The following is a 26,844-nucleotide window of genomic DNA, read 5'->3' on the forward strand; positions in this document are numbered from 1 at the left end:
CTATATTATGAAAAAACAGTACACCCTATTATTTGTATTGATGCTTACGATTCAATTTGCAACAGCACAATTTGTTCTCGATGGCGAATTCAAGCCCCGTACGGAATACCGCAACGGTTTTGGGAGTATCATTCCAGATGCCGCAGATCCTGGCTTTGCTATTGCAACACGTTTACGACTAAACGCCGGTTATCAAACCGAAGCCTTTAAATTTTATATGAGCTTGCAAGATGTTATGGTCTGGGGAGAGAACAGGCAATTAAAACCTGAAGACAGTAACAATTCTTTTTCTGTTTTTCAGGCATGGGCAGATATTAAATTAGCGGAAGGTTTTTCCACTAAAATAGGCCGCCAAATGCTTGTTTACGATGATCAAAGAATTCTTGGCGGGGTTGATTGGGCCATGCAGGCACGTAACCATGATGCTGCTTTGTTACAGTACAAAAAAGGAAAATTTATGATGGACCTGGGTCTTGCTTTTAATCAGGACTTTACGGCAACTACTGCAAATCCGGGAGGGTTTCAATCAGTTGGTACTGCCTATAATACTACCGGGTTTTTCTCGTACAAAAGTATGCAATACCTCTATCTGAGACATAAAGGGGAAGCATTTTCCGCAAGCGGATTGATAATGAACAATGGTTTTCAAAATTTTACAGGAGATGCAGATGCTCAAGTTGCAGATGGTGTAAGCAATTTGGTTACCCTGGGTACACATTTAAACTATAAAAAAGGGAGTTTTGGAGCAGCGCTTAATGCTTACCTTCAGACAGGTGAACGTCAAAATAGTGTAGATGTAAGCGGAGCGTATCTTTTGGGATTGGACTTGACCTACAAGGTGTCTAAAGGTGTTTCCTTGGGATTAGGGGCCGAAATCATTAGTGGAAATGATACCAGTACTACGGATAAGACCGAAGCTTTCTTTCCGCTTTACGGAACCAACCATAAATTTAATGGGTTTATGGATTACTTCTACGTAGGCAACCATGCTAATTCCGTTGGGCTAACGGATATTCATGCCAGTGCTAAGTTCGCTTTGGGCGAGACCTCTAGTTTTATGGTAAAGGTTTTGAACTTTAGTGGCGAGCAGGAGTTGCCAAGTGGCGAAAAGTCCCTAGGTACGGAAGTTGATTTGGTTTTTGCAAAGACCTTTAAAGGATACGGGTTGGCCATAGGCTATTCCCAAATGTTTGCTAGTGATGGCATGTATGAATTAAAAGGAGTAACAGAAGCAGACGCCTCTAGCGCACAAAATTGGGCTTGGGTGCAGTTAACTATGAAGCCTAAATTTTTAAATACGGCCAAGCAATAAAATTATTTTAAGATGCTTCGATAGGGCCGTTACAACCTTTTTGTTGTGGCGGTTCTTTTGTTTTAAACAGATTTTAAATCGGTATAGTAGCTTGTGTAACTCCCTTTATAAAAATCGATTATATTTGTACGTATAATTACGCATATTTTGGATCAAACAACAAGTATTATTTTAGCGGATGACCATTCTTTGGTTCGTGATGGCATCAGGTCTTTATTGGAGAGTGAATCTGATTTAAAAGTTATTGCCGAAGCTTCCGACGGTATCGAGGCCATTGAAATGGTGAATAAGAACTCGCCCGATCTATTGATTATAGATATTAGAATGCCACGCATGACAGGAATAGAGGCTGTTGAAAAACTGAGTGCTCAAAACTCGCCTGTAAAATGTATCATCCTTTCTATGCACGATTCGGAGGAGTATATTCTTAAGTCTGTTAAGGCCGGTGCACTAGGCTATTTGTTGAAAGACACAGGAAAAACGGAATTTCTTAAAGCCATTCATGCCGTGCGGGAAGGGGGCAAATACTATAGTGGCGATATTTCAAATGTTTTGGTCAATAGTTTATTGAGCTCCACGACCAATACTGTTGAAAGTCCTAAAAAAGCTACACCTACAAATATTCCTTTTGATTTGACCAATAAAGAACTCCAGGTATTAAAATTGGTTTTATCCGGCTTGACCAATAAGCAGATTTCCGAAAAATTGCAGAACAGTAAACGTACAGTGGAGACACATAGGTTTAACCTTATGCGTAAGATGGAAGTCAAAAACCTAATCGACCTTTCAAAAAAAGCGCAACAATTTAATTTGGTGTAGCACTGCTGTTCTAAATTTATTCGGTACCCATTTGCACATATGGACCACGCCATTTTTTATCATATCTATCCCTTGGGTCTTCTGGGCGCGGATAAAACCAATGATTTGGTTTCGGTCAGCATTAATAGACTTTCGGTGCTCAACGTTTGGTTGTCGCATATAAAGGAGCTGGGTTGCAACGCGCTTTATATTGGTCCTGTTTTTTGAATCATCTAGCCATGGGTATGATACCGTGGATTATTATAAAGTAGACCGAAGGTTAGGTGATGACGCTGCCTTGATTGCTCTGGTGAAAAATGCACATGAGCTGGGTATTAGTGTAGTTTTAGATGGTGTTTTCAACCACGTAGGAAGAGATTTCTTTGCATTTAAAGATCTTAAGAAGTTTGGAAAGAATTCAACATATATCAATTGGTTTTCTAATGTAGATTTTGGAAAGCGTAGCCCGTTAGAAGACCCGTTTACCTATGACACTTGGGCCGGCTATTTTCAATTGGTAAAACTCAATCTTAAAAATAAGGAGGTTCGGGATTATCTTTTGAGTGCCGTTGCCAAATGGATGGACATCTATAAAATTGATGGCCTGCGCTTAGATACCGCAGATGTGTTGGATTTTGACTTTATGAAAGAACTTGCGCGCTTTTGTAAAAAACGAAACCCTCATTTTTGGTTAATGGGTGAGGTGGTTCATGGCAATTATAACCGTTGGGCCAATGATAGAATGTTAGATTCCGTTACCAATTACGATTACCACACGCCTATTTACGAAAGCTTTAATTTAAAGGACTTCAGTAAAATTTCTGAAACTGTTGAACGGGATTTTGGTCCTAAGGGAATTTATAAAGATTTGGCGCTCTATTCTTTTGTAGATAACCATGACGTTAACCGTGCCGCCAGTACTTTAAAGAAACCAGAACACTTATTCCCTCTATACTTATTACTATTTACGCTTCCGGGAATACCTGCCATTTACTACGGGAGTGAGTGGGGTTTTGAAGGGAAAAAGTCCGCACATAGTGATGATTTGCTGCGCCCAAGTGTAGAGCTGGAAAACCTAAAAAAACAAGCAAAACACCCAAAGTTATTAGATGCTATAAAGCAATTTATTGGCGCACGTAAAAAATGTAAGTCTCTGTCTACGGGTAAGTATGAAACTTTGCTGGTTAAAAAAGAGCAGTATGCCTTTTCTAGAAAAGAAAAGGATGGAACGGTGGTCGTTATTGTAAATATGTCTAACCAACCTGTTAAGGTAAACATTCCCGTAAAAGGTCTGCTTGCCAAGGATTTTACGGATTTTCTTAACCCAGATTATTGTCTAATACCCAACAAAACAGGTCTTTCTGTGGAGGTTCCACCATGTTGGGGCCGTATCCTGTATCATTGATCGAAAAGTAGCTAGAGGGCACTTTTTTTATTGATGTGCGATAAAAACATCAAACTATTACGAAAAAAACACTACGTATATATACGTAATTTTATAACTTGCTATATCTAATTTTGGTGTTTACATCAAAAAGGAAAAGCAATGTTAAAAAAGAAAACACATAAAACCGTTTGTTCTTACTGTGGTGTAGGTTGCGGTATATTGGTAGATGTTGATAATAAAGGGAAAATTGAGGTAGACGGAGACCCTGATTACCCTTCCAACAAGGGTATGTTGTGCTCTAAAGGAAGAAACCTGAATTATGTTGCCCAAGATACCAGCGACCGGATTATGCATCCACAAATGCGATGGAGTAGGAATCACCCGTTGCAAAAAGTAGCTTGGGACACCGCTTTTGAGCGTGCCGCAGCCGTTTTTAAAAGCATTATTGCCAAACATGGGCCGGATAGTGTCGGTTTCTACGTATCCGGACAATGTCTTACTGAGGAATATTATCTGGTGAACAAGATTACCAAGGGCTTTATCGGAACCAATAATGTAGACACCAACAGTAGGCTTTGTATGAGCTCTGCCGTGGTAGGCTATAAAAAAACTTTGGGTGAAGATTCTGTTCCTATTTCGTATGAAGACATTGAACTGGCAGACTGTTTTTTGATTGCAGGGGCCAACCCTGCTTGGTGCCATCCTATTCTCTATAGACGTTTGGAGCAGCACAAAGAAGAAAATCCCAACGTTAAAATAATTGTTGTAGACCCGCGAAAAACGCAGACATGTGCTTCGGCAGATATACATTTACAAATCCTTCCGGGAACAGATGTTATCCTTTTTAATGCCATGGCAAGATGGCTCATCGAAAAGAAAAAAATAGATAAGAATTTTATTAAAAAACACACCTCAAATTTTGAGGCTTGCAAGGAAAGTGCATTTACCCTTACCCTTAGGCAGGCGTCCGAAAAATGTGGTGTTCCCGTTTCGGATATCCGGAAGGCGGCACAATATATCGGAGACGCCAATAAGTTCATTAGTATGTGGACCATGGGGCTTAACCAAAGTGTAATAGGGGTTTCCAAAAATGTGTCTCTGTTGAATCTTTCTTTGTTAACAGGACAAATAGGAAAACCGGGTTGTGGGCCATTTTCATTAACGGGGCAGCCCAACGCTATGGGTGGCCGTGAAGTAGGTGGTATGGCCAGTCTTTTGGCCGCGCATAAAGACTTGGGCAATCCGCAGCACCGGAAAGAGGTTTCGGATTTTTGGGGAGGAAAGGAAATTAATTCGGAACCGGGGTATACTGCAACAGAAATGTTTGATGCGCTAGAAAGTGGAAAACTAAAGGCAATTTGGATTATTTGTACGAATCCCGCTGTGAGTATGCCCAACGTAAAGAAGGTTGAAAAGGCCCTTAAAAATGCGGCTTTTGTAGTAGTTCAGGATATTAGCCATAATTCCGAAACCACAAAATTTGCCGATCTTTTATTGCCTGCGGCCGGCTGGTTGGAGAAAGAAGGTACGATGACCAATTCGGAAAGACGGATCAGTTATTTACCAAAGGTTATTGATGCGCCGGGAGAAGCATTGCCAGATGCCGAAATTCTTTGGCGTTTTGCCCAGGCCATGGGTTATGAAGGTTTTGATTACGCCAATGCAAGCGAGGTTTATGATGAGCACTGCCTTTTGACCAAAGGTACCAATATTGATATTACAGGTCTGTCTTATGAAAGATTAAAAAACGAAGGTAGCTTTCAATGGCCGGTTCCCCACAAGACCCATCCGGGAACACCGCGTTTGTTTACTGATTTTAACTTCCATACAAATGATAAAAAGGCACATTTTAATGCGCCAAAGAGTCTCTATAATAAATCTGAGGAAACAGATATTGATTTTCCTTTGGTATTGAATACGGGAAGAGTAAGGGATCAGTGGCACACCCGAACCAAAACCGGAAAAGTAAAACGTTTATTGACCCATATTCCGCAGCCTTATTTAGAAATGAACAAGGTAGACGCCTATCTGCGCAAGTTAAAAGAGGGAGATATTGCGGTTATTAAAAGCAGAAGGGGCGAAGTACAGGTAAAAGTGAAGATCAATTTTGATATTCGCGAACGTGTTGTTTTTCTTCCTATGCACTGGGGAAAGGTCCTGAATAATGATTTTGGCAGGGCCAATAACCTTACCAATGATATTGTTGACCCAGTTTCTAAAGAGCCCGATTTTAAATACTGTGCGGTTCAGGTAGAGAAGTTCGTAAAACCGGTTCAAAAAATAATTGTTATCGGGGCAGGTGCGGCTGCATATCGGTTTATTCAATCCTATCGGGAGAAAAATAAAAAAGACGAATTGCATGTGTTTTCCAAAGAAAAGGACCCCTTTTATAACAGGGTACTATTGCCCGAATATGTAAGCGATGAGCTTTCTTGGGAAGCATTGGAGAAGTTAAAATCTGGAGAATTACAAAAGCTGAACGTCAACTTGCACTCGGGAATTGGGATTAGTGACGTAAATGCAACGATGAAGCAGGTTACCGATAGTGATGGATTGATACATTCGTACGATTTGCTGGTTATGGCCACAGGTAGCCGTGCTTTTGTACCAAGTGAGGTACAAATAGACCTCCCGGGGCGGTTTACCATGCGCGAAAGGGGAGATGCGGACAAATTGAAACAATACCTCCAAAAAACAGGATTACCAGCAACAGAACAACATGTAGTAATTGTTGGTGGAGGTCTGTTAGGGTTGGAATTGGCCGCAGCACTTAAAAAGATAGACATCAATATAAGTATTGTACAAAGGGCACCACGTTTAATGGAGCGTCAGCTGGATCGGGTGGCAAGTAGACTTCTAGCGGAAGATGTCACCGAAAGGAACATCAACCTTTATTTTGATAATGAAGTCAGTACGGTGTTTGAGGAAAAAGAGAATCCGTTTAGGTTGTTGGTAAACCTTAAAACAGGTCGTACCATTCAGTGTAATGCCATTGTTTACGCTATAGGAACAAGACCGAATATTGAATTGGCAAAAAAGGCTGATCTAATAACAAGAAGGGGTGTTCTGGTAAATTCGTATTTGCAGACCAATAACCCATCTATTTTTGCCCTGGGCGAAATAGCGGAGTTCAATAATTCGCTTTTTGGAATAACATCGGCCGCAGAACAACAGGCAGATATTGCCGCTAACTATATTTTAGGCGATTATAGCAGTATCTATAATGGCTCAGTTCTTATGAATATCCTGAAGTTCGAAAATCTTGACCTGTGTAGTATTGGTATGGTAAATGCACCTTCGGACGACAGTAGTTACGAAGAGATTATTTTGATGGATGTGAGCAAGCGCTTCTACAAAAAGTGCATTGTAAAGGACGATACGTTGAAAGGTGCGATTTTAATGGGCGATAAAAATGAGTTTGCCGAGTTTAAACGCCTGATAGAAGAAGAAATAGAACTGTCAGAAAAACGAAACGAATTGCTTAGAGGGGCAACAACTTCCGTTCCTCTAAAGGGAAAATTGGTATGTTCTTGCAATCAGGTCGGAGAGGGAAATGTTATTGACGCCATTGCCGGTGGTTGCTCAGAGTTTAACATGTTATGCTCGGAAACGGGAGCAGGTTTAGGATGTGGCAGTTGCAAACCGGAAGTGAAGGCCATATTGGACAAACAACTACAATTAGCAAATTAAAAAAACGGGATTATGAACGATGATCTGCACCGCATATTAATAAAAGGAGGAGTTACCTCACCGGGGGAACTCAAGGATATTATAGGTCTTCTTGAAGCTGCGGGCCTAAATGAAGTCTATTTTGGTTCCCGGCAGGATTTACTCTTCCCGTTAAAAGGCGTAGAAGAAGGTCAACTTGAGCGTATATCAAAGTTCAACACCAATATTATTACTGATAGAGCGTATCAGAATATTGTAAGTTCATACGTTTCTGCAGATATTTTTGATATGACCCATTGGCTTAAAGGTTCTACCTATCTCTATATTTTGGAGGGCTTTGATTTTTTGCCGAAATTAAAAATTAACATCACAGACCCCAAACAAAGATTGGTGCCACTTTTTAGTGGTAACCTTAATTTTATAGCTTCGGAAAATGAAGATTATTGGTATTTAAACGTAAAGCTGCCACAATGGGAAAAAGCGACATATTACCCTGTTTTGATTTACAGTTGGGATATTACCACCATATGCAAGGCCATTGAGGATATTTATGAAGACATTCAAGATGTAGAGGAACTGTTTTTTGTCTTGAACAAGAATCTGGATACAAATAACAAGACCATAGAAAAGGAACTAAAAGTACCCTATCTTACCTTCCCGTATTATGAGGGAATGAACCGTATGGGGCTAGATCAATATTGGCTGGGGCTGTATTGGCGAAACAACCGGTATGATCTATCGTTTCTTAAGGAATTCTGCGGTTTTTGTTTAGACAATAGCATAGGTAAAATCTGTATTACCCCATGGAAATCCTTCGTGGTAAAAGGTATTCAAAAGCAAAGTAGACCCGCCTTGGAACGCTTTTTAGGGCAATGGGGTATAAACGTAAGACACTCACAGCTAGAAATGAACTGGCATTTGCCGGTAGATGATAACCAAGCGTTGGAACTAAAAAAATTCTTGGTCCGTAGCTTTGACCAGAATGATATTAGTACCTACGGACTTACATTTGGTATAAGCAATGATGTGGGCAAGCGGTCCCATTTTGCTTCAGTAATTATCGAAAAAAATAGTTCGCCTACCATTGTTAAGGATTTTGATGTGAGGCCTACCTATAATGTGCTTCATTTTGTAAATTTTGATCCCAATACCCAAAAATATCTGGCCTACGCCCAAGATGTAGATAAGATTGAACTTCCCGGTCTATTAATGGAACTCAGTAAAAAATACTTTGATCAACTGGGCAGGGAGGTTGAAGTAAATAAAACTCCTAAAAAAGTTGAGGAACAGGAAACCAAGACCATTCACCAATGTCAATCCTGTTTTACGGTCTATGACCCGTTGTATGGAGATGTTACGAACAATATTCCAAAAGGAACCACATTTAAAGAGTTGCCCGATAGCTATACCTGTTCGGTATGTGAAGCACCAAAATCCCAATTTGAAAAAACGGAACTGAATTTTTCGAGCTGATTTTGTTACATTTGGATAGTACCTAAAACACCTTCCAAATGAATAAAAAATTTCTTGGCTTATTAAGCGGTATTCTACTATTCACGGCATGTAAGGACAACCCGGACAAAAAGGCGGATGTTGAAAAACCGGTAGATGAAATAACCGTTCAAAAACCTACGATGGCTTGGGAACTGGTAGCTTCGGCAGATGGCAGCAAACCCGTAGCCCGCCATGAAGCGGCCTTTGTTCGCGTAGATGATAAATTTTGTTTGTTAGGGGGAAGAGGCATTCGCCCTGTAAGTATCTATGATACCAACACCCAAAGCTGGTCAGAAGGCAGTAAACCCCCTATTGAAATGCACCACTTTCAGCCTGTGGTCTATCAGCATAAAATATATCTTATTTCGGCATTAACGGGTAAATATCCGGCAGAAACTCCAACAGAGCATATTTATATCTATGACCCTGCTACGGATGAATGGTCTAAGGGAGATGAAATTCCAGAGGAAAGAAGACGTGGTTCTACAGGAAATGTGCTATATGAAGGCAAGATTTATATTGCCTGCGGAATAAAGAACGGTCATATAGGTGATTATAAAAATTGGATGGACAGTTACGACCCAAGTACTGGCGAGTGGGAGGTTCTGGCAGATGCACCTCGTGCAAGAGACCATTTTCAGGCGGTTTTAGTAGATGGAAAGATTTACGCCCCGGCAGGTAGAAATTCCGGTATTGATCCTGATTCTGTTTTTGGGGGAACCATAGCCGAGGTTGATGTGTATGATATAAAAAGTGATACTTGGGAGACATTACCGGAAAATATTCCAACGCCAAGAGCGGGTAATGCCGCTGCACTATTTCATGATGAATTGATAGTTGTTGGGGGTGAATCTACAACACAGGAAAAAGCACATGCCGATGTTGAGGTTTTGGATTTAAACACCCATAAATGGCACACCTTGCCCAGATTGGTAGAAGGTAGGCACGGTAGTGGTCTTGTGCTTTTTGAAGACGGTGTATATATTGCTTCGGGATGTGGGAACAGAGGCGGTTCTCCAGAACTTACCACTATGGAAAAATTTAGCGTAGAAGATTGATTTTCAGCCGAATAATTTTAAAATTATTTTTTACATCGTGACTAAAAACATATTACATTTGATAGGAAATTCCCCAATATCAAATTATAAAAATGGATTTACGAGACGGTGTGAAAACCGCAGAGAACAAGGTGTCTTCCGAGACCAAAAAACTAAGCGAATTTGTTAGGGACAAAAGTAAGTCCTTGGTAGATCGTTTAGAGTCGTATGAAGATATCATAAATCTTGAAGTAGGAGATACAGGCTTGCACCGCGCAAAAACCCTAGAGCGGGAATTTGATATTCGTCAGCTGTACATTAAGTACGAAGGCGATAACCCCACGGGAACACAAAAAGACCGTATTGCCTTTGCACAAATTTATGATGCCCTCCGTAGGGAATTTGAAGTGGTGTCCTTGGCTACTTGTGGTAACTATGGTGTTGCTGTGGCGTTAGCCGCCAACTTGGCCGGTATTGCTTGTAGAATTTATATTCCGGAAGCTTTTCATACCGATCGTGTTGTAGAAATGCAATTGCTGGGTGCAGAAATTGTTCGTAGGCCGGGGAGCTATGAAGATGTCGTAAAAGAGAGTAGCGAACTCGCAAAAGATAACGGTTGGTATGATGCTAACCCTGGAGGAGCCAATACCCCTTTGCAGATCAGTGCTTATTCGCAGATTGCCCTAGAAATTTTTGAAGATTTGGGAGATGCACCAAAGTACTGTGCGGTACCTGTTTCCAACGGTACACTTTTCGCTGGAATTTATCGGGGGTTCGTTAGCCTTTATAAAAGGGGCAAGACTTCTAGGGTACCCAAAATGGTAGCGGCTTCATCATCAAGAAAAAATCCGATTATTCAATCGTTTTTACTGGGACTGGACTATTGCAAGGATTTGGATCCCAAAGCTATTAAGGAGACCAAGTACAATGAGCCGCTTATTAACTGGCATAGTTTTGACGGAGAAGAAGCGTTGTATGCCTTGAGGGAATCCGATGGTGAGGCGTATAATATCAGCGATAAGAAATTAAAGGATATGACGGCCTTACTGGCCAAAAAGGAAGGCTTTCGCATTTTGCCTGCCTCCACAGCTGGACTAATAGCCCTACTGGAACTGGATGAAAAAATGAATTTTGAACCAGACCGTTTTGTAGCGGTTCTGACGGCAAAAAATTAATATTTAAGAGAATGAAAAAATCAATTGATGGAAAGGCCCTTGTCTATTGCGAAGGGGCTTTTAATACTCCTAATGGAAAAACTGCGCATGGTTTGGTTCGTTTTACCGAACGTTATGAGGTGGTTGGCGTATTGGATACAAATTATGCTTCCAGGGACGCTGGCGAGGTACTTGATGGGAAACCCAGCGGAATCCCGGTTTTTGCAACCATAGAGGATGCAGTAGAAACTTTGGGTGCTTCTGGCAATACGCCGGAATCTCTTGTTATTGGTTTGGCACCCGATGGGGGGCGGTTACCAAAAGAAGCAAAGGCTACCATTTCAAAAGCTCTGGAAATGGGTTGGAACGTAGATAGTGGTTTGCACGACTTTTTGACGAATGATGCTTCGTTAATGGAAATTGCCACTAAAAATAATTGTCGGGTGCGCGATGTTCGTAAAACACCGGATCGGGACAAACTCCATTTTTTTACAGGAGAGATTGAAAAAGTAGATTGTTTAAAATTGGCTGTTTTGGGAACGGATTCCGCATTGGGAAAGCGTACCACTGCTTGGTTATTGGTTCACGGGTTTAGAGATGCCGGTCAAAAAGCCCAAATGATTGGTACTGGACAGACTGCTTGGATGCAAGGCGCCAAATATAGTATGGTAATGGACAGTTGTATTAACGATTTTGTTTCGGGGGAGATTGAACATGCCGTGGTAAGTGCCTATAAAAATGAAAAGCCTGATGCCATTGTTATTGAAGGGCAAGGTAGTTTAATGAACCCTGCTTACCCCGGTGGTTTTGAAATTTTAGCGGCAGGCAGACCTGATTACGTAATATTGCAGCATGCTCCAAAACGACTGGAATATGATGGATTCCCAGGCTATAAAATGCATTCGTTAACAGAACAGATTAATGCTATTGAAGTTATTTCTGGTAAAAAGGTAATTGCCATTACCGTTAACCATGAAGAAATGGAGGAGGGTGAGATTCTGGAGGCATGCAAGCAGATTACTCTTGAAACAAAGTTGCCTGCTTTTGATGTGCTAAAGTATGGTGCTAAAGAACTGGTAGCATTACTAAAGGAAAAGATTAAATGAGAATAACCAACGTGTCTTATGAGCGGCTAGACCTTAAACTGTCCGAACCCTATACTATTGCTTACGAAACGATAGATGATACGGTAAATTTCATTCTTAAAATTGAAACGGATAGTGCTATAGTTGGTTATGGATGTTCCGCTCCGGATAAAATAGTTACGGGAGAATATCCTAAGGAAGTAGAAACAGCTCTAAAAGAGGTTCTCATTCCTTTTTTAAAAGGCAAAGACCCTTTTATGTACGCTTATGTTTTAAAGGAATTAAAGAAGTTGTTGGGCCGGAAATCGTCTTCTTTGGCTATGGTAGACATGGCGCTTTTTGATATCATTTCAAAAAAAGCAGATGTACCATTGTATAAGTTTCTAGGCGGTTACAGACAAAGCATTCCAACAAGTATAACGATTGGTATTTTATCTTTGGAGGAAACCATGACTCAGGCCAAGGAATTCGTTAGGCAGGGGTTTTCAATTCTAAAGGTAAAGGGCGGGCACAGCCTTGCCGAGGACATTGAAAAAATGACCTTGCTGCACGAGAATTTTCCAGAAGTTACCTTCCGCTTTGATGGAAACCAAGGATATTCCGTGGTAGATTCCGTAGCATTTGTAAAAGCCACCAGCCAGATAGGTATTGAGATTTTTGAACAGCCTACCAAACAGGAGCGGGAAGAACGCTTGGGTGAAGTTATGGACCAGATAGATATTCCTTTAATGGCCGATGAGAGTTTAAAAACCTTAACCGATGTATTCCGGCTTGCCCAGAACGAAAGGGTGGATATGGTAAATATTAAGTTGATGAAGGTGGGAGGTATTTTTGAAGGAATGCATATTAATTCCGTAGCTAAATCGGCAGGTATTGAAACTATGGTGGGTTGTAATGATGAGTGTGCGTTGGGCATTTCTGCGGGACTTCATTTTGCACTTTCCAGACCCAACATTTGTTATGCCGATCTAGATGGGCATTTAGATGTGGTAGACGACCCTTTTAAAGGCTTGTTCAAACTAGAAAAAGGGGTGCTGTACCCTTCGGACGCTCCAGGTTTAGGAATAATACATCTATAGCCAATTAATTCTCATCACTTTCCTGAATAGAAATATCTCTACGGAAAGGAATAAATAGCGGATCTACATCTTTGGTCTCACCAATAACCGATTCAATTTCCCTTTTAAGATAATTTAAATGGGCAATGGTCAGTCTATCGGTCATCACGGGAATGGTCCGCTTAATTTTTCCCTGTAAATTCAAAAGGTTGTCAAGGGCCAACGAGCGCACATCCGTATTAGAGGTGTAACCTTCGGAAAGTTTAGCCAAGATACCTTCTACCAAACCTTCCGCTTCGTCCGGTTTGTAAAGTGTAATCAGGTTGGCAACATAAGATTTCTGTAATTTTCTACGATAGGCATTCGTTTGGTAGAAAACATTCATATCGCCCCAAACCAATTGGTTCAAATCATCCATATAATCTTGGGGAAGATAGGGATCTTCATCTTCGTATCGCTCTGCAATAAAAGTCATTCTACTTAACCTACTGCCACCTAAAAGATTGAGCATAACGCTCTCCATGGTCTTGGTTACGGATTCTTTTGATTGTGGTGATTGTATGGCATTCAAAATTTCGTTTCGCAATAACCACTTGGGTTCTTTAAAAATATAATTGTTTAAAAATACCAATGCCTGCTTTTGCTTTTGTTTATCCACGGGGCGGTATACTTCACCTTCTTCACCCATGGTTTTTGGTGTTACATAAATTCCGCCAATGTTCTTGGTAACGTGAAAAATATAGTCACTGTACTGCCCGACCAAATCCTTGTATATCTGGTCTAAATTGGCATAATCGTCGCTGCTTTTTTCTTGCGTCCATTTTTTGAGGTAGGGAGCAATACGTTGCAAGTTTAAAATACCGTACATGCTGGCTTGCATGGCGTCGTCACCCAAGTCTTCGGTCTGTGATCTAGGGTCAAAATCGCGCCCTTCCCCGCCAAACCATAATCTTGGGTTGGCAGATACACTATCTACCACCATTTGGCTCAAGAGTTCTTTTTCGTCCCTTGCAGATAAATCCTCGGCAAACCGAGAGTAACCCCATTGTATGGCCCATTTATCATAATCTCCTATTCGTGGCATTAAATCTTCCGTAGGAATACTATCTTCCGGTTGTGCAACATAGTTAAAACGGGCATAATCCATAATTGAACTGGTATGGCCATTTTTTCTTAAAAACTCAGCATCCCGCAATTTTTCAACGGGAGTAGCATAGCTGGCGCCCATATTATGTCTAAGTCCTAGCGTATGACCTACCTCGTGCGAGGCCACAAAACGGATGAGATTACCCATAAGTTCCGTGTCATATTCCATTTTTCTTGCACGCTCGTCAACAGCACCGGCTTGAACCATGTACCAACTGTGCAGCAGGCTCATGAGGTTGTGGTACCAGCCAATGTGGCTTTCCAATATTTCGCCACTTCTAGGGTCTACAATATTAGGGCCGTATGCATTTTTGGAGGGTGAGGCAAAATAACGAAGTACCGAAAAACGGGAATCTTCTAGGCTCATACTTTTGTCGTTCTCCGGCCATGGTTTACCAACAATTGCGTTTTTAAACCCGGCTTGCTCAAAGGCAACTTGCCAATCATTAATTCCTTGAATAAGAAAAGGCCTCCACTTTTTAGGAGTGGCAGGGTCTATATAGTAAACAATAGGTTTCTTGGGCTCTACCAACTCACCTCGTTGCCATTTTAAGGAATCCTCAGGTTTGGGCTCTAATCGCCATCTGTGTATGTAAGTGTTCCGATCTACTTGTTGTTGGTCGTCTCCATACTCCAAATACGAACTTGCAAAATACCCCACACGGGCATCGTACAGTCTTTTTTTCATGGGAACTTTTGGAAGCAGTATAAAAGAGTTGTTGATTTCCAATGTAACCACTCCGGCAAGAATTGCTGCGGGAAGTTCTTTTCTCTTGTCAACGCTAGACCTTGCCTTATAGGTTTTGACCGTTTTTATTTCCGTATTAACGGGAAACGAATTTATTTCCTTTATATAGGATTTGTCCTTTTCAAGAGAGGTGAGTTTGTAATCGTCCTTTTGATCGCCACTAAGTGCCAAGAGCGGGTTTTCGCCATTTATAAAATCGGTTACTTCAATAACATGGGATTGCTTGTCTTCATTGGTAGCTTTTATGGCAAAAGCTTCAAGAATGGGGGTTATGTTAGAATTATTTACCGCTTTGGAAATAGCATCATCTTCACTAGCAGCGCTTACCAAAGTAGAAATACGAAGAAAAATGTTGTTTGAAGGTCCTTTTTCAAAAGTGATGGTGTTTTCGGAAATTTTCTCACCACCATAATTACCGGCTCCCGAAGGAGTTTTTATAAACCGGGTTACTACAAGCATCTCTCGATTAAAAAGGCTATCAGGAATTTCAAAATAGTATTTGTCCCCTACTTTGTGAACATCAAAAAGACCGTTGCTGGTAATAGCTTCACTGGAGATTAAACGATCGTAAGCCTTGGCACTGGTTGATGCTACGCTTTCTGTTTTGCCCTTTTTATTGCTTTTATTGGCTATGCCTATGGTACTGCAGGATGCAGCCACAAAGAGCAACGTTATGTATATAAAAAATTGTTTCATTGATATAAATATTAACCGCTCCTACAATTTGGGATTGTAGGTGATAGTCGGTGTTCGCCCCTTAAATATGCCCGTGATGGGTCTTCGTATAAGTAGCGAACGTGTCAGTTCTTACTTTAGTATGGCGCTGGCCGAGTCTTACTCGCTTTTAACAGAAATTGTATCGGTTATTAATAGCGTACGCCTGCAGCCCTAATATATACGGCAACCCGCATTAAATAGTTGAGTTGAATATACAATTCTGAAAGTTGTATGTCAATCTATTAAGAAAAAAATAGGAAATAGAAGGTGTTTTGTAAGAAGCCACAAACACCAAGTAACAGCATTTACTACCTAATCAAGATCATGATGGCTCCTAATGCGGTCAAGACCAAAATCATTTTTCTGTAGAAATCCTCTTTTATGATTTTTACCAGACGTATACCCAAGAAAACACCTAAGATAATTCCAGGAACTAGTTTTAGGTCAAACAGAAGGGTCTCTATGGTTATAGTTTCCCAAACGAAAATGTGCAGCGGTAGTTTTAAAACGTTGATGATAAGAAACAACCAGGCTGCGGTACCAATGAATTCGTTCTTGGGAACGCGCATGGCCAAAAAGTAAATATTGCTGAACGCACCACCTAAATTGCCTATCATGGTAGTAATACCGGCAATGGTTCCTACAAGGCCTGCAAATAGCCAATGTGTGGGAACGGATTTGGACTTTCGCCTATCCCACCAGTACATCATAAGCACGCTCACCAAAATGATGATGGCCATAGCAATTTTGAACAGCCCTTCATCCAGATCGTTGCCAATCAATACTCCACAAGCTATCCCAACGAGAATCCACGGCAGGAATTTTATGATATGTGCCCAATTGGCGTGTCTGTTGTAATAGATAACGGCAAAAATATCACCCACCACCAAGAGGGGAACTACTATGCCTGTAGAGGCTTTTGCAGTAAAGGCAAGTGCCATTAACGTAACATTTACAATTGCAATTCCTTTAATGCCAGCCTTTGAGAGTCCAATAACGGTTGCAGCTGTAAATGCAAGGGCCCAAGCGGTAAGTGTAATGTTGAATGAAGTAGTTAAAAGCACAGGAAGAGGTTTGTATGAAAAAGGCAAAAGTATCCTAAAAAATAATATCTTTAAAGACTAATCCCAAAACCAACCCTCTTTAATGGAACTATCCACTCTAGATTATAGTTTTATCATTGTTTTTTTCTCAATTGTCCTAGGTATTGGATTTTACGTTTCTAAAAAATCGGGTAAGAACTCATCTGAGTTTTTTCTGTCCGGCAGAACTATGCCCTGGTGGTTATTGGGTCTTTCAATGGTGGCTACTACCTTTTCTACCGACACACCTAATTTGGTAACGGACATTGTTAGAACCAATGGGGTTTCTGGGAACTGGGTTTGGTGGGCTTTTTTGATTACCGGTCTTTTAACTGTTTTTGTGTATGCCAAACTTTGGCGTAAGTCCAATGTAAACACAGATTTAGAATTTTATGAAATGCGTTACGGCGGTGCTCCGGCAAGCTTTTTAAGAAAGTTCAGGGCCGTATATTTAGGTGCACTTTTCAATATTATTACAATGGCATCCGTAACCTTGGCCGCTATTAAGATCGGTGGTATTATGTTAGGTCTAGAACCATGGGAAACCGTAGTTGGTGCGGGATTAATTACCGTTACCTTTAGTGCTTTGGGAGGTTTTAAAGGGGTGGTCTATACTGATTTTCTTTTGTTCTTTGTAGCCATGTCCGGTGCTATAGGCGCCGCATATTATTTGGTAAATATACCCGAGGTTGGTGGTATTGAGGCGCTAATAGCGCATGAAAATGTAATGGGGAAACTTGATATTGTTCCTGATTTCAGTAATAAAAAGGCATTGATTACCCTTTTTATTATTCCATTGGCCGTACAGTGGTGGAGTTCTTGGTACCCGGGTGCTGAACCAGGTGGTGGTGGATATATTGCGCAACGTATGTTAGCGGCAAAAGACGAAAATCATGCTATTGGGGCCACATTCTTTTTCAATATCATGCACTATGCTTTAAGGCCTTGGCCATGGATATTGGTGGCATTGGCATCATTGGTGGTTTACCCGGATATTGCAAGTATTCATGAGGCTTTTCCTAATATCGCGGAAGACAAACTAGGACAGGATTTAGCCTATTCCGCCATGTTGACCAAGCTCCCAAGCGGACTTTTAGGTGTGGTCTTGGCTTCTTTGATCGCAGCTTATATGAGTACTATTTCTACACAGTTAAACTGGGGTTCATCTTATATTGTATTTGATTTTTACAAGCAACAGATAAACCCTAATGCTACTGAAAAGCAAATGGTGGCCGTGGGTAGAATTTCTACCGTTGTACTTATGATCCTGAGTGCAGGTTTGGCCTTGGCACTTGAGAATGCGCTTCAGATTTTTGACATTCTATTGACCTTTGGTGCGGGTACCGGACTCATTTTTATCTTAAGATGGTTTTGGTGGCGTATTAATGCATGGAGTGAAATTACGGCTATGTTCGCTTCAGGGGTAATTTCAATTGTATTGAAAACTACTTCTTTGGGGGCGGTTCTTTTTGCTGAAACAACAGGAGTTTTTCCGGATTGGGCCGAGTATCCTTTTGTAGTGGTGGTTACTTCTGCTATTTGGTTAACGGCAACGTTTATGACACAACCTGAATCTAAAGAAACACTTCGGTCTTTTTATAAGCGTATTCAGCCGGGAGGACCAGGTTGGTCTAAAGTGGTTGATGATGCCAAGGCCGATGGAGAAAAAATTAAGAACGATAACGAAAAATGGAGCGTGCCCCAAGGTATTACCGCAATGGTTCTTGGGTGTGTTCTTATCTACACAATTATGTTCGCAACCGGATATTGGATTTACGGTAGAACCGAAGCCGCATTATTGCTTACAGGAATTGCCGTAGTCTCGGGCTTCCTGCTTATACGGGCTTGGAACAAAATGAAAGAAAATATACTTTAAATGAGATAAAAAGATGAGGTGGTACGGTTGTTACTCTACACTCTCCAAAATAATTTGTAGTACCTCATCCTGATTTATTTCTATTATTGAAGTAGATTTTATCTCTCTTCTATTACCATCTTCATCGTAGGTGTAGGATTTAAAGGAAACCTCTTCCTCATTGTCAAACACTTGCATTTGGTAAATAGTAATAGACCCTTGCTCTAGTGATGTTAGGCTATAGTTGCTCAAACTTTGTCCATATTCCTTTTCTGCTCCAGTACCTTTTCTGAGTTTGAAAGTCACGTAATCTGCGGAAAATCCGGTTGAGTTGGCGAAAGAAATTCCAGTGTCGTTTGAGATTTTGGCCTCTCCGCTTACTAGACTTGGTTCTTCTTCATCTTTAGAACAGCTTGCGGTCAACACCAATACAACACTGCAAAGTAGGTATACAATGCGCTTTTTCATAAGTAGGTTTTTAAAGGAGGATTGGGAGCCTCCAGGTTTGCTTAGGTGCTATTGGCTAACACCTTTAGAATCAACGCCTGTTAGGTGAGCTTATTGTATAAAATCGTTGTTCGGTCTTTAATTGTAGAAATGGGTAGTTCTGAATTCCATGTTGGTTTTTTCAGGATTGTAGCTAAGCATACCATTTAAAGAAAACTTGCGTTATAATTTATCCAAACTTTAACCAAACCTACCTACGTATGAGATTTTATCGTCTTCTTCTAGTGGCTTTTGTCTTTTCTGCAACTTGTTCCCAAGCTCAAGAAACCAAAAAAATAGATGCTTATTGGCAGCTTCTTTTAAAGAATCAGAGAGAGGAGGCTAAAGTTAAGTTTCAGAAAAAGAACAAGGGTAGTTTGCCAGATTTGTTAACCAATGAACTTATAGCCAATGAGAATGGTACATTTACTTCTGCCGATGGCTTTATTTCAAACGTAGTTGCCCAGCCGGATTTTGAATATTACCTCTACGCATTGTGGAACCATAATTTCTTTTTCGATTCCTATTTAACAACAGGATTCAACAGAAAAAATGTGGCTAACATAAATGGCGTACCATTAGAAAGAATTAAAAATACAACTGTTAAGGAGTCGCTTAGGTACCTCAAATCTGCCGTAGCCCAACATTCCGATGATTGGGCAGCGTACGACCAATTGAATTATGAAATACCAGCTATTAAGGCTTGGCAGTTTTGTGGTAGTTTTGAGAATTTGAACGGTAGTGGTCTGGCTACGGAATATGCTCCGGAAAAGAATACTACTTCCAAAACGGATTTTAACGCCAATAGCAACGGATTTATCAATTGGTATACACAAAGGGGGCGTGAGAAAGATGCGTATCAATATTACTCTAACCACGCAGAATATGGTGGTGGCGTAAATTATGCACAAAGTTTTATAAGCAATCCATCAGCAAAAAAAGCAGTAGTTCGTTTAGGTAGTTCATCTTTCGCAAGAGTTTGGTTAAATGATGTACTCATCTACGAAAACACCAATGATGGCATTACCGATTTGGATGCCTATAATGTGCTCGTAAACCTTCCTGCCGGAAACAACCGATTATTAGTAAAGAGTGCAGACCAAAGCGGAATAGCCTATTTTATTGTTAGAATTACAGATGAAGAAGGACACGCTTTTACCGATTTGGAATATAGTGCAACCCCAGTTGCCTATCAAAAAAGTTCATTGGAGCGTATTGCTCCCAAAGTATTGACACATGACGTAGAAGCCTTTTTTCAAAATAAATTAAAGAAAGAACCAAACAACTTTTTCAACACGATATGCTTGGTAAGTGCGTATTTGAGAAATTCTAAATTTAACGAAGCCAAGGCATCTTTACAACCATGGATAGAAGCCTATCCGGAAAGTTCGTTTCTTAGAAAATATCTTATTGAGTGTTATACAAAGGAAAAGGATTATGCTTCTGCAAAGGAGTTGCAAAAAAATATCCAAAGCGATGATGAAAACTACTATCTGTCGTACATCTATCGTTTTGAGGAATCTCGGGAACTTTTTAAACTGCCCTTACAGGAGTTTGAGGCATTTGTAGCAGACTTTTCGGCTTCTACGGATATGGATATTTTAAAACAATCGGCTAAATTGTTATTGAATATTAGGCAAGAAAATAAATCTGCCGTAAAGGAAACGTTACAGACCATTACCGATAATTATAAGGATCAGTTGAGTATCCTAAAAGTCTACCTCAATATATATTCCGCCTATTTGAATGAAGACGATAAGGCCATACAGATTTTAGAAGATATAGATGACACCTATTTTGATTACAGCGCATTAAAATCTCTCGTTGCTTTTTATAACAAGCAAGACCGAAAAGAAGAGGCCTTGGCCCTTTTTGAAAAGCGATATAATTTGGTGGATCACGATAATATCTACCTGTCCAATTATATTGCCTACCAACATGAATATAAGAAGTATGAAGCGTCTTTACCTTATATAGATCAAATGTTGGAGAATTTCCCGTATTCATTTGTGGCTATGGAATTAAAAGGTACGGCTCTAGAGCAATCCGGACGTAAAAAGGAAGCTCTGGTTTGGTATAAAAAATCACTTGGACATAATGGCGCAAATACCTCCTTACGCAAGAAAATAGACGATTTGTCCAACGCCAAGGATTATCTAGAAGAACTAGCTACACCCAATATATATGAATTTATGGCCCAGACCCGGAATAAGGGGGTTAAGGGCAACTATGGGTATAATTATTTGTTGGATGAAAGTCTGTTGCAACTGTATCCGGAAGGTGGCGGTAAGTCTCAGACGCGTTATGTGGTTGAGATTACCAGCGATAGTGGTATAGAGTCTTTAAAAGAGGTAAATCTTGGTTTAAGTGGCAATTATCACATTACAAAATCCGAAATAGTAAAACCTAATAAAAAAATTGTTCCCGCGTCTAGAAGCGGTTCCAGTATTGTTTTTAACAATCTTGAAATTGGTGATATCATCTACGTAGATTATGAAAGTAGTTATGCCAATAGCGGTAGGTTTTATAAAGACCATGTAGACTATTTTCAGTTTGATTCTTTTCACCCTATTCATAAAAACACCTTAAAAATATTGGTGCCTAAGGGCAAGGATTTCACTACTAAAACACTTAATGGGGACGTCAGTTATAAAAAGCGAACAATAGATGATTATGTATTCCATGAGTGGGAGACCATTGATCAGAAAGAACTTTCGCCAGAGGAGAACTTTATGCCTAGCCTTAGTGATGTAGCTAGCTATGTACACGTAAGCACAATAGGTTCTTGGGATGAGATAGCCAATTGGTATTCAGATTTGGTACGCCCGCAAATCGTTATCAACTCAGATGTTAAAGAAGCCTATAAAACAATTTTCCCATCCGGAAGCGATTCTTTTTCGGAAGACGAAAAGGCCTCTAAGATCTATTATTATATTATGGAGAACTTTAGCTATAGCCATGTAGGTTTTAGGCAAAGTGGTTATGTTCCGCAGCGGCCCTCAAAAACTATAAAATCTAAGCTAGGCGATTGCAAGGACTTTTCAACGCTGTATGTCACCTTGGCCCAAATGGCCGGTCTAAAGTCGCATTTAGTTTTGGTGCTTACCTCAGATTATGGCGAAAGCACCATGGTATTGCCAAGTCAAGATTTTAATCACTGTATAGCCAAGGTATTTATAGATGGTAAACCCCAGTATTTGGAACTTACGGACAACAATATGCCCTATAAGTCTATACCTACCAGTTTAGAAAGTGCTACTGCTTTGGATATCCCCAATAAATGGATGGAAGATGTAAAGAAGGGTATTTACAAGTTAAGGAATGTTGACCATACTACCACGGTGCTAGAAAGTAACATGGAGTATGTAATTGGAGAAGGTTCTCATAAATTAAGAATAGAATCTGTTTTAAAGGGAAGCATAAACGCACATTATGCAGCTATTTTTAAGGAGAACAATTATGAGGTAGTAAAGAAGAGTATTACGGACGATTTTAAAAGTAGGATTTCAGAAGATTTTTCCATGGATAGTATTCATGACATACATTATGAACTACGTTCGCCTGTTTTAAAGTACACGTCAGACCTGACGGTTAACGAGAAATTGGATGAAATTGGCAGTATGAGGGTGTTTCGTATTCCAGCGGTGAACAATGCCTATAACACGTCAATAATCCAAGATGATGAGCGTACTTTTCCAATTGATTATCTGTTGTATGAAAATGCAGATGTTTACAAGTCTAGTTATGTTATTAAACTGAACGAAGACGAGCGTTTTGTTGAAATTCCGGAAAGTGCGGATTATAGTTTTAAAAAGCATCAGTTTAAAATAAACTATGACTTGGCTAAAGAGAATGAACTGCATGTTTCCATAGAGGCTAAAACTTCAAAAGAACGTATTCCGGCAAGTGATTACAAAGACTTCAAGGCCTACGTAAAAGCGTCCTTAGATGCCAAGCAGCAACTAATAGGGTTTAAGAAAAGCAAGAAGGAAACCAAAGTAAGCTTTTCAGGTAAAAAATAGTTTACCCTTTGTTCTGGTAAGACATAAGCTTGGCTACATATTTGCCAATAACGTCAAACTCTAAGTTTACCGTTGTACCTATTTGGTATGATTTAAAACGGGTGTGTTCGTAGGTATAGGGAATAATGGCCACACTAAAGCTGTTCTTTTCGGAATTTACCACTGTAAGGCTGGTACCGTCTATGGTTATAGAACCCTTTTCTATAGTAGGGTTTCCCGTAGCGGCATCGTATTCAAAAGTAAAGAACCAACTACCGTCTTTCTCCGCAATGGCGGTACACGTGCCGGTTTGGTCTACATGGCCTTGAACAATATGGCCGTCTAGGCGAGAACCAAGAATCATGGCTCGCTCAAGGTTTACTTTATCACCTACCTTTAGGTCGTCTAAATTGGTTTTCTGTAAAGTTTCTTCAATAGCTGTTACGGTATAGCTGTTTTCGTCCAAAGAAACTACCGTTAAACAAACCCCGTTATGAGATACGCTTTGGTCTATTTTAAGTTCTGGCGTTAATGAAGATTTAACCGTAATATGAAGGTTACTGCCCTCTTGTTCCAATTGCTGTATTTCGCCCAAAGTTTCGATAATGCCCGTAAACATGTTCCGTTAAATTTAAGTAGTTTTGTACCCTAGATTATTAGGCAAAGGTAAAGAATAAGATGCAGGAAGAAGGAAAAATTAAACTGGGTATTTCTATAGGCGATTTAAACGGAATAGGTTGTGAGGTAGTACTCAAGACCTTTGAAGATGCACGCATGCTGGATTTTTGTACACCCGTCATATTTGCATCCAACAAAACCATTTCTTTTCAGAAAAAAGAATTGGGCCTGAATATTAATTATCATGGCATTACAGATGCTTCTAAAGCGGTAGACGGTAAGATAAATGTAGTTAATGTATGGAAAGAAGTTCCTAAAATTAAGTTTGGAGAAGCTACCGAAGAAGGAGGTAAATATGCTATTAAGTCTTTACGAGCGGCAGTTGATGCTTTAAAGAATGATACTATAGATGCTCTGGTTACGGCCCCGATCAATAAAAATAACATTCAGGCAGACGATTTCAAATTTCCCGGCCATACTGATTTCTTGGCCCAGGAATTGGAAGGGGAGAGCTTAATGTTCATGGTAACGGATGACCTTAAAGTTGGTTTGCTTACCGATCATGTTGCCGTAAAGGACGCTCCGGCGGCCATAAATCCTATATTAATAAGAAATAAGGTGCGCACCATAGAGAAATCTTTGCAAATGGATTTTGGAATTCGCGCTCCCAAGGTAGCCATGTTGGGCATTAATCCGCATAGCGGAGATAACGGTATAATAGGTAAAGAAGACGATGAGGTCATGAAACCTGTCATAAAGGAAATGTCAGAATCGGGCCACTTGGTTTTTGGTCCATATTCTGCTGACAGTTTTTTTGGGTCGGACGGTTACAAAAATTTTGATGCCATTTTAGCGGCCTATCACGATCAAGGGCTTATTCCTTTTAAGACGCTTTCATTTGGTAAAGGGGTTAATTATACAGCGGGCCTTTCTAAGGTAAGAACATCTCCGGACCACGGTACGGCGTATGAGATTGCAGGTAAAGGCAAGGCGGATCATAGCTCGTTTAAGGAAGCGGTCTTTACTGCTTTGCATATTTTTAAGAATAGAAAAGAATATCAAGAACTTACTGAAAACCCTTTGCAAAAGCAGCGTATAAGAAGATAAAAGCTTGTTTTTGGGCCAATGTTTCGCTTTAATTTCAAGAAATGGTCTAAAAGATAGGCGAACGTATTGAATTCCAATTAAAAAAGGGTTGTAAGTTTATTAAATAATAGTATCTTTGCACCCGCCTTTAATCTGGCGGTGTATAAAAATCAGTGTTGAAATGATGAAGCAAAAGGAGTTTAACATTCCTTTCTCTGGATTAGGACAAGGAAAACACGAATTTGAGTATACGATTAATAACCCGTTCTTTGAATCTTTTGGGTATGAAGAGTTCAACGCGGCAGACATTAAGTTGGATGTTGTTTTGAACAAGATGAGCACAATGCTTGAGTTAGAGATGAAAGCCCAGGGCACGGTTAATGTAAATTGCGACCTGACCAACGAACCTTTTGATCAGCCTATAGAGGCAGATTTGGAACTCGTAGTCAAATTTGGGGAAGAATATAATGATGAAGATGATGAAATTCTAATCATTCCCCACGGAGAACATCAGGTCAATATTGCACAATACGTATACGAAATGTTAGTGTTGGCCGTACCGCAAAAAAGAATTCACCCAGGGGTATTAGATGGTACGTTGCAATCGGAAGCCTTAAAAAAGCTTGAGGAACTGCAGCCAAAGAAAGAGAAAAAAGAGAGTGATCCCAGATGGGACGAATTAAAGAAACTGTTAACGGATAAATAAGTTTTAAATGGCACATCCTAAGAGAAAAATATCGAGAACCAGAAGGGACAAAAGAAGAACCCATTATAAAGCAGTAGCACCAACTTTGGCTACTGATCCAACTACTGGCGAAATGCACTTGTTCCACAGAGCGCATTGGCATGAAGGTAAATTATACTACAAAGGTCAAGTTTTGATCGATAAGACTGAAGAGGCTGAAGCATAAATGTATCGGTTATCTTAATAATGAATTCACGACTCCCGTATTTAATGACGGGAGTTTTTTATTTCTACTACTGAAATCTCAAAAACGCATAGTTTTACAGGACGAATTGATAAAAATTGATTAATTTTCACCAATTTTGAGGCATTTTTGAAGGTTTCTGATATCAAATCAACTTTAAGATGAGTAAAATAACAGCAGCAATTACAGCTGTAGGAGGGTATGTTCCGGAATTTGTTCTTACCAACAACATGCTGGAAGATATGGTAGAGACAAATGATGAATGGATTGTCTCCAGAACGGGAATAAAAGAAAGAAGGGTGTTAAAACCCGAAGAGGGAGAAGGTACTTCGTATTTGGCTATTAAAGCTGCGCAAGACCTGATCCAAAGAAAAAATATTGATCCAAAAGAAATTGATCTAATAATGATAGCCACTGCTACACCAGATAGTATGGTGGCATCTACAGCGGCTTTTGTAGCGTCCGAAATTGGGGCTGTAAACGCATTTGCCTATGATCTTTTGGCGGCTTGTTCCAGCTTTTTGTTCGGCATGTCAACCGCGGCCAGTTACATAGAGTCCGGTAGGTACAAAAAGGTATTGCTGATTGGGGCAGATAAAATGTCTTCAATAATAGATTATACAGATCGTACCACATGTATTATTTTTGGTGATGGTGCGGGTGCGGCTTTGTTCGAACCTAACGAAGAAGGTCTAGGATTACAAGATGAATATTTAAGGGCAGACGGTTCCGGAAGACAATTTTTGGGAATGGATGCAGGAGGCTCTTTAATGCCCGCTACCATAGAAACGGTTAAGAATAGAAAGCACTTTATCTACCAAGATGGTAGAACGGTGTTCAAATTTGCGGTTTCCAATATGGCAGATGTAGCGGAGAGAATTATGAAACGCAACAACTTGGAACATACAGATGTTTCTTGGTTGGTGCCACACCAAGCTAATAAGAGAATTATAGATGCCACGGCCAATAGAATGGGTCTGGACAGTTCTAAAGTTCTTATGAATATAGAAAGATACGGTAACACCACATCGGCAACCTTACCGTTACTGTTGGCTGATTTTGAAGGCCAGTTGAAAAAAGGCGACAACCTTGTTTTTGCCGCTTTTGGCGGAGGTTTCACCTGGGGTTCCATTTACCTAAAATGGGCTTATTAAATAAAATACCGATCATTTAAATAAATAA

Annotated in this window: 19 protein-coding genes; 15 read left to right on the forward strand and 4 right to left on the reverse strand. The window is 40.2% G+C overall.

Annotation, left to right across the window (positions count from 1 at the left end):
* Positions 1–7 precede the first annotated feature (7 nt).
* The 9 genes from KO513_RS11610 to KO513_RS11650 all read left to right on the forward strand — a co-directional run bounded on the left by KO513_RS11610 (position 8) and on the right by KO513_RS11650 (position 13,015).
* A complete protein-coding gene (locus KO513_RS11610; protein WP_215913508.1) occupies positions 8–1,312 on the forward strand; it encodes an alginate export family protein in 1,305 nt (434 codons plus the stop codon).
* A 147-nt stretch (positions 1,313–1,459) separates the two neighbouring features.
* Positions 1,460–2,131 carry a response regulator transcription factor gene (locus KO513_RS11615; protein ID WP_215913509.1) on the forward strand — a complete coding sequence of 224 codons (672 nt, stop codon included), beginning with the start codon at positions 1,460–1,462 and terminating at the stop codon, positions 2,129–2,131.
* 190 nt (positions 2,132–2,321) lie between these two features.
* A complete protein-coding gene (locus tag KO513_RS11620) occupies positions 2,322–3,515 on the forward strand; it encodes an alpha-amylase family glycosyl hydrolase (RefSeq protein ID WP_252735774.1) in 1,194 nt (397 codons plus the stop codon).
* A 141-nt stretch (positions 3,516–3,656) separates the two neighbouring features.
* Positions 3,657–7,187 (forward strand): nitrate reductase, encoded by a 3,531-nt coding sequence (locus KO513_RS11625; RefSeq protein ID WP_215913511.1) that lies wholly within the window; start codon positions 3,657–3,659, stop codon positions 7,185–7,187.
* A 12-nt stretch (positions 7,188–7,199) separates the two neighbouring features.
* Positions 7,200–8,639 carry a rubredoxin gene (locus KO513_RS11630; protein WP_215913512.1) on the forward strand — a complete coding sequence of 480 codons (1,440 nt, stop codon included), beginning with the start codon at positions 7,200–7,202 and terminating at the stop codon, positions 8,637–8,639.
* Positions 8,640–8,677: 38 nt separating this feature from the next.
* Positions 8,678–9,718 carry a Kelch repeat-containing protein gene (locus KO513_RS11635; protein ID WP_215913513.1) on the forward strand — a complete coding sequence of 347 codons (1,041 nt, stop codon included), beginning with the start codon at positions 8,678–8,680 and terminating at the stop codon, positions 9,716–9,718.
* Between the two features lie 92 nt (positions 9,719–9,810).
* Positions 9,811–10,872, forward strand: coding sequence for a pyridoxal-phosphate dependent enzyme (locus tag KO513_RS11640; protein ID WP_215913514.1), 1,062 nt, complete (start codon positions 9,811–9,813; stop codon positions 10,870–10,872).
* A gap of 11 nt (positions 10,873–10,883) precedes the next feature.
* A complete protein-coding gene (locus KO513_RS11645) occupies positions 10,884–11,957 on the forward strand; it encodes a DUF1611 domain-containing protein (RefSeq protein ID WP_215913515.1) in 1,074 nt (357 codons plus the stop codon).
* Positions 11,954–13,015: a mandelate racemase/muconate lactonizing enzyme family protein gene (locus tag KO513_RS11650; RefSeq protein ID WP_215913516.1), complete on the forward strand. Its 1,062-nt coding sequence runs from the start codon at positions 11,954–11,956 to the stop codon at positions 13,013–13,015. The genes KO513_RS11645 and KO513_RS11650 overlap by 4 nt, the downstream gene beginning before the upstream one ends.
* Before the next feature lie 4 nt (positions 13,016–13,019).
* Here KO513_RS11650 and KO513_RS11655 read toward each other — a convergent pair whose 3' ends face one another.
* Positions 13,020–15,584 carry a zinc-dependent metalloprotease gene (locus tag KO513_RS11655; RefSeq protein ID WP_215913517.1) on the reverse strand — a complete coding sequence of 855 codons (2,565 nt, stop codon included), beginning with the start codon at positions 15,582–15,584 and terminating at the stop codon, positions 13,020–13,022.
* 329 nt (positions 15,585–15,913) lie between these two features.
* The gene (locus KO513_RS11660) at positions 15,914–16,669 is read right to left on the reverse strand and encodes a sulfite exporter TauE/SafE family protein (RefSeq protein ID WP_215436962.1); all 756 of its coding nucleotides are present in this window, start codon (positions 16,667–16,669) and stop codon (positions 15,914–15,916) included.
* A gap of 82 nt (positions 16,670–16,751) precedes the next feature.
* Between KO513_RS11660 and KO513_RS11665 the strand changes: the two genes are divergently transcribed.
* A complete protein-coding gene (locus tag KO513_RS11665; protein WP_215913518.1) occupies positions 16,752–18,563 on the forward strand; it encodes a sodium:solute symporter family protein in 1,812 nt (603 codons plus the stop codon).
* A gap of 30 nt (positions 18,564–18,593) precedes the next feature.
* Here KO513_RS11665 and KO513_RS11670 read toward each other — a convergent pair whose 3' ends face one another.
* Positions 18,594–19,010 (reverse strand): hypothetical protein, encoded by a 417-nt coding sequence (locus tag KO513_RS11670; protein ID WP_215913519.1) that lies wholly within the window; start codon positions 19,008–19,010, stop codon positions 18,594–18,596.
* 239 nt (positions 19,011–19,249) lie between these two features.
* Between KO513_RS11670 and KO513_RS11675 the strand changes: the two genes are divergently transcribed.
* Entirely contained in the window at positions 19,250–23,050 is a 3,801-nt protein-coding gene (locus KO513_RS11675) for a transglutaminase domain-containing protein (RefSeq protein ID WP_215913520.1), read from the forward strand.
* A gap of 1 nt (position 23,051) precedes the next feature.
* Here the strand turns inward: KO513_RS11675 and KO513_RS11680 are convergent, their stop codons facing one another.
* Positions 23,052–23,648 (reverse strand): riboflavin synthase, encoded by a 597-nt coding sequence (locus tag KO513_RS11680; RefSeq protein ID WP_215913521.1) that lies wholly within the window; start codon positions 23,646–23,648, stop codon positions 23,052–23,054.
* Positions 23,649–23,707: 59 nt separating this feature from the next.
* Here KO513_RS11680 and pdxA point away from each other — a divergent pair, with 59 nt between their 5' ends.
* From pdxA to KO513_RS11700, 4 genes are all read left to right on the forward strand, one after another.
* Positions 23,708–24,754: a 4-hydroxythreonine-4-phosphate dehydrogenase PdxA gene (gene pdxA / locus KO513_RS11685; protein WP_215913522.1), complete on the forward strand. Its 1,047-nt coding sequence runs from the start codon at positions 23,708–23,710 to the stop codon at positions 24,752–24,754.
* A gap of 163 nt (positions 24,755–24,917) precedes the next feature.
* A complete protein-coding gene (locus tag KO513_RS11690; RefSeq protein ID WP_215438200.1) occupies positions 24,918–25,439 on the forward strand; it encodes a YceD family protein in 522 nt (173 codons plus the stop codon).
* Between the two features lie 7 nt (positions 25,440–25,446).
* The gene (gene rpmF / locus KO513_RS11695; protein ID WP_215436978.1) at positions 25,447–25,644 is read left to right on the forward strand and encodes a 50S ribosomal protein L32; all 198 of its coding nucleotides are present in this window, start codon (positions 25,447–25,449) and stop codon (positions 25,642–25,644) included.
* A 179-nt stretch (positions 25,645–25,823) separates the two neighbouring features.
* On the forward strand, positions 25,824–26,816 hold the full coding sequence (locus KO513_RS11700; protein ID WP_215436980.1) for a beta-ketoacyl-ACP synthase III: 993 nt from the start codon (positions 25,824–25,826) through the stop codon (positions 26,814–26,816).
* The last annotated feature ends 28 nt before the right edge of the window (positions 26,817–26,844 follow it).

This window comes from Zobellia sp. B3R18 (assembly GCF_018860715.1).
Lineage (GTDB): Bacteria > Bacteroidota > Bacteroidia > Flavobacteriales > Flavobacteriaceae > Zobellia > Zobellia russellii.

Coding starts and splice junctions, on each gene's coding strand:
- KO513_RS11610 (WP_215913508.1), top strand. CDS start 8: ATGAAAAAACAGTACACCCTATTATTTGTATTGATGCTTACGATTCAA.
- KO513_RS11625 (WP_215913511.1), top strand. CDS start 3,657: ATGTTAAAAAAGAAAACACATAAAACCGTTTGTTCTTACTGTGGTGTA.
- KO513_RS11630 (WP_215913512.1), top strand. CDS start 7,200: ATGAACGATGATCTGCACCGCATATTAATAAAAGGAGGAGTTACCTCA.
- KO513_RS11635 (WP_215913513.1), top strand. CDS start 8,678: ATGAATAAAAAATTTCTTGGCTTATTAAGCGGTATTCTACTATTCACG.
- KO513_RS11640 (WP_215913514.1), top strand. CDS start 9,811: ATGGATTTACGAGACGGTGTGAAAACCGCAGAGAACAAGGTGTCTTCC.
- KO513_RS11645 (WP_215913515.1), top strand. CDS start 10,884: ATGAAAAAATCAATTGATGGAAAGGCCCTTGTCTATTGCGAAGGGGCT.
- KO513_RS11650 (WP_215913516.1), top strand. CDS start 11,954: ATGAGAATAACCAACGTGTCTTATGAGCGGCTAGACCTTAAACTGTCC.
- KO513_RS11655 (WP_215913517.1), bottom strand. CDS start 15,584: ATGAAACAATTTTTTATATACATAACGTTGCTCTTTGTGGCTGCATCC.
- KO513_RS11665 (WP_215913518.1), top strand. CDS start 16,752: ATGGAACTATCCACTCTAGATTATAGTTTTATCATTGTTTTTTTCTCA.
- KO513_RS11670 (WP_215913519.1), bottom strand. CDS start 19,010: ATGAAAAAGCGCATTGTATACCTACTTTGCAGTGTTGTATTGGTGTTG.
- KO513_RS11675 (WP_215913520.1), top strand. CDS start 19,250: ATGAGATTTTATCGTCTTCTTCTAGTGGCTTTTGTCTTTTCTGCAACT.
- KO513_RS11680 (WP_215913521.1), bottom strand. CDS start 23,648: ATGTTTACGGGCATTATCGAAACTTTGGGCGAAATACAGCAATTGGAA.
- pdxA (WP_215913522.1), top strand. CDS start 23,708: ATGCAGGAAGAAGGAAAAATTAAACTGGGTATTTCTATAGGCGATTTA.
- KO513_RS11690 (WP_215438200.1), top strand. CDS start 24,918: ATGAAGCAAAAGGAGTTTAACATTCCTTTCTCTGGATTAGGACAAGGA.
- rpmF (WP_215436978.1), top strand. CDS start 25,447: ATGGCACATCCTAAGAGAAAAATATCGAGAACCAGAAGGGACAAAAGA.
- KO513_RS11700 (WP_215436980.1), top strand. CDS start 25,824: ATGAGTAAAATAACAGCAGCAATTACAGCTGTAGGAGGGTATGTTCCG.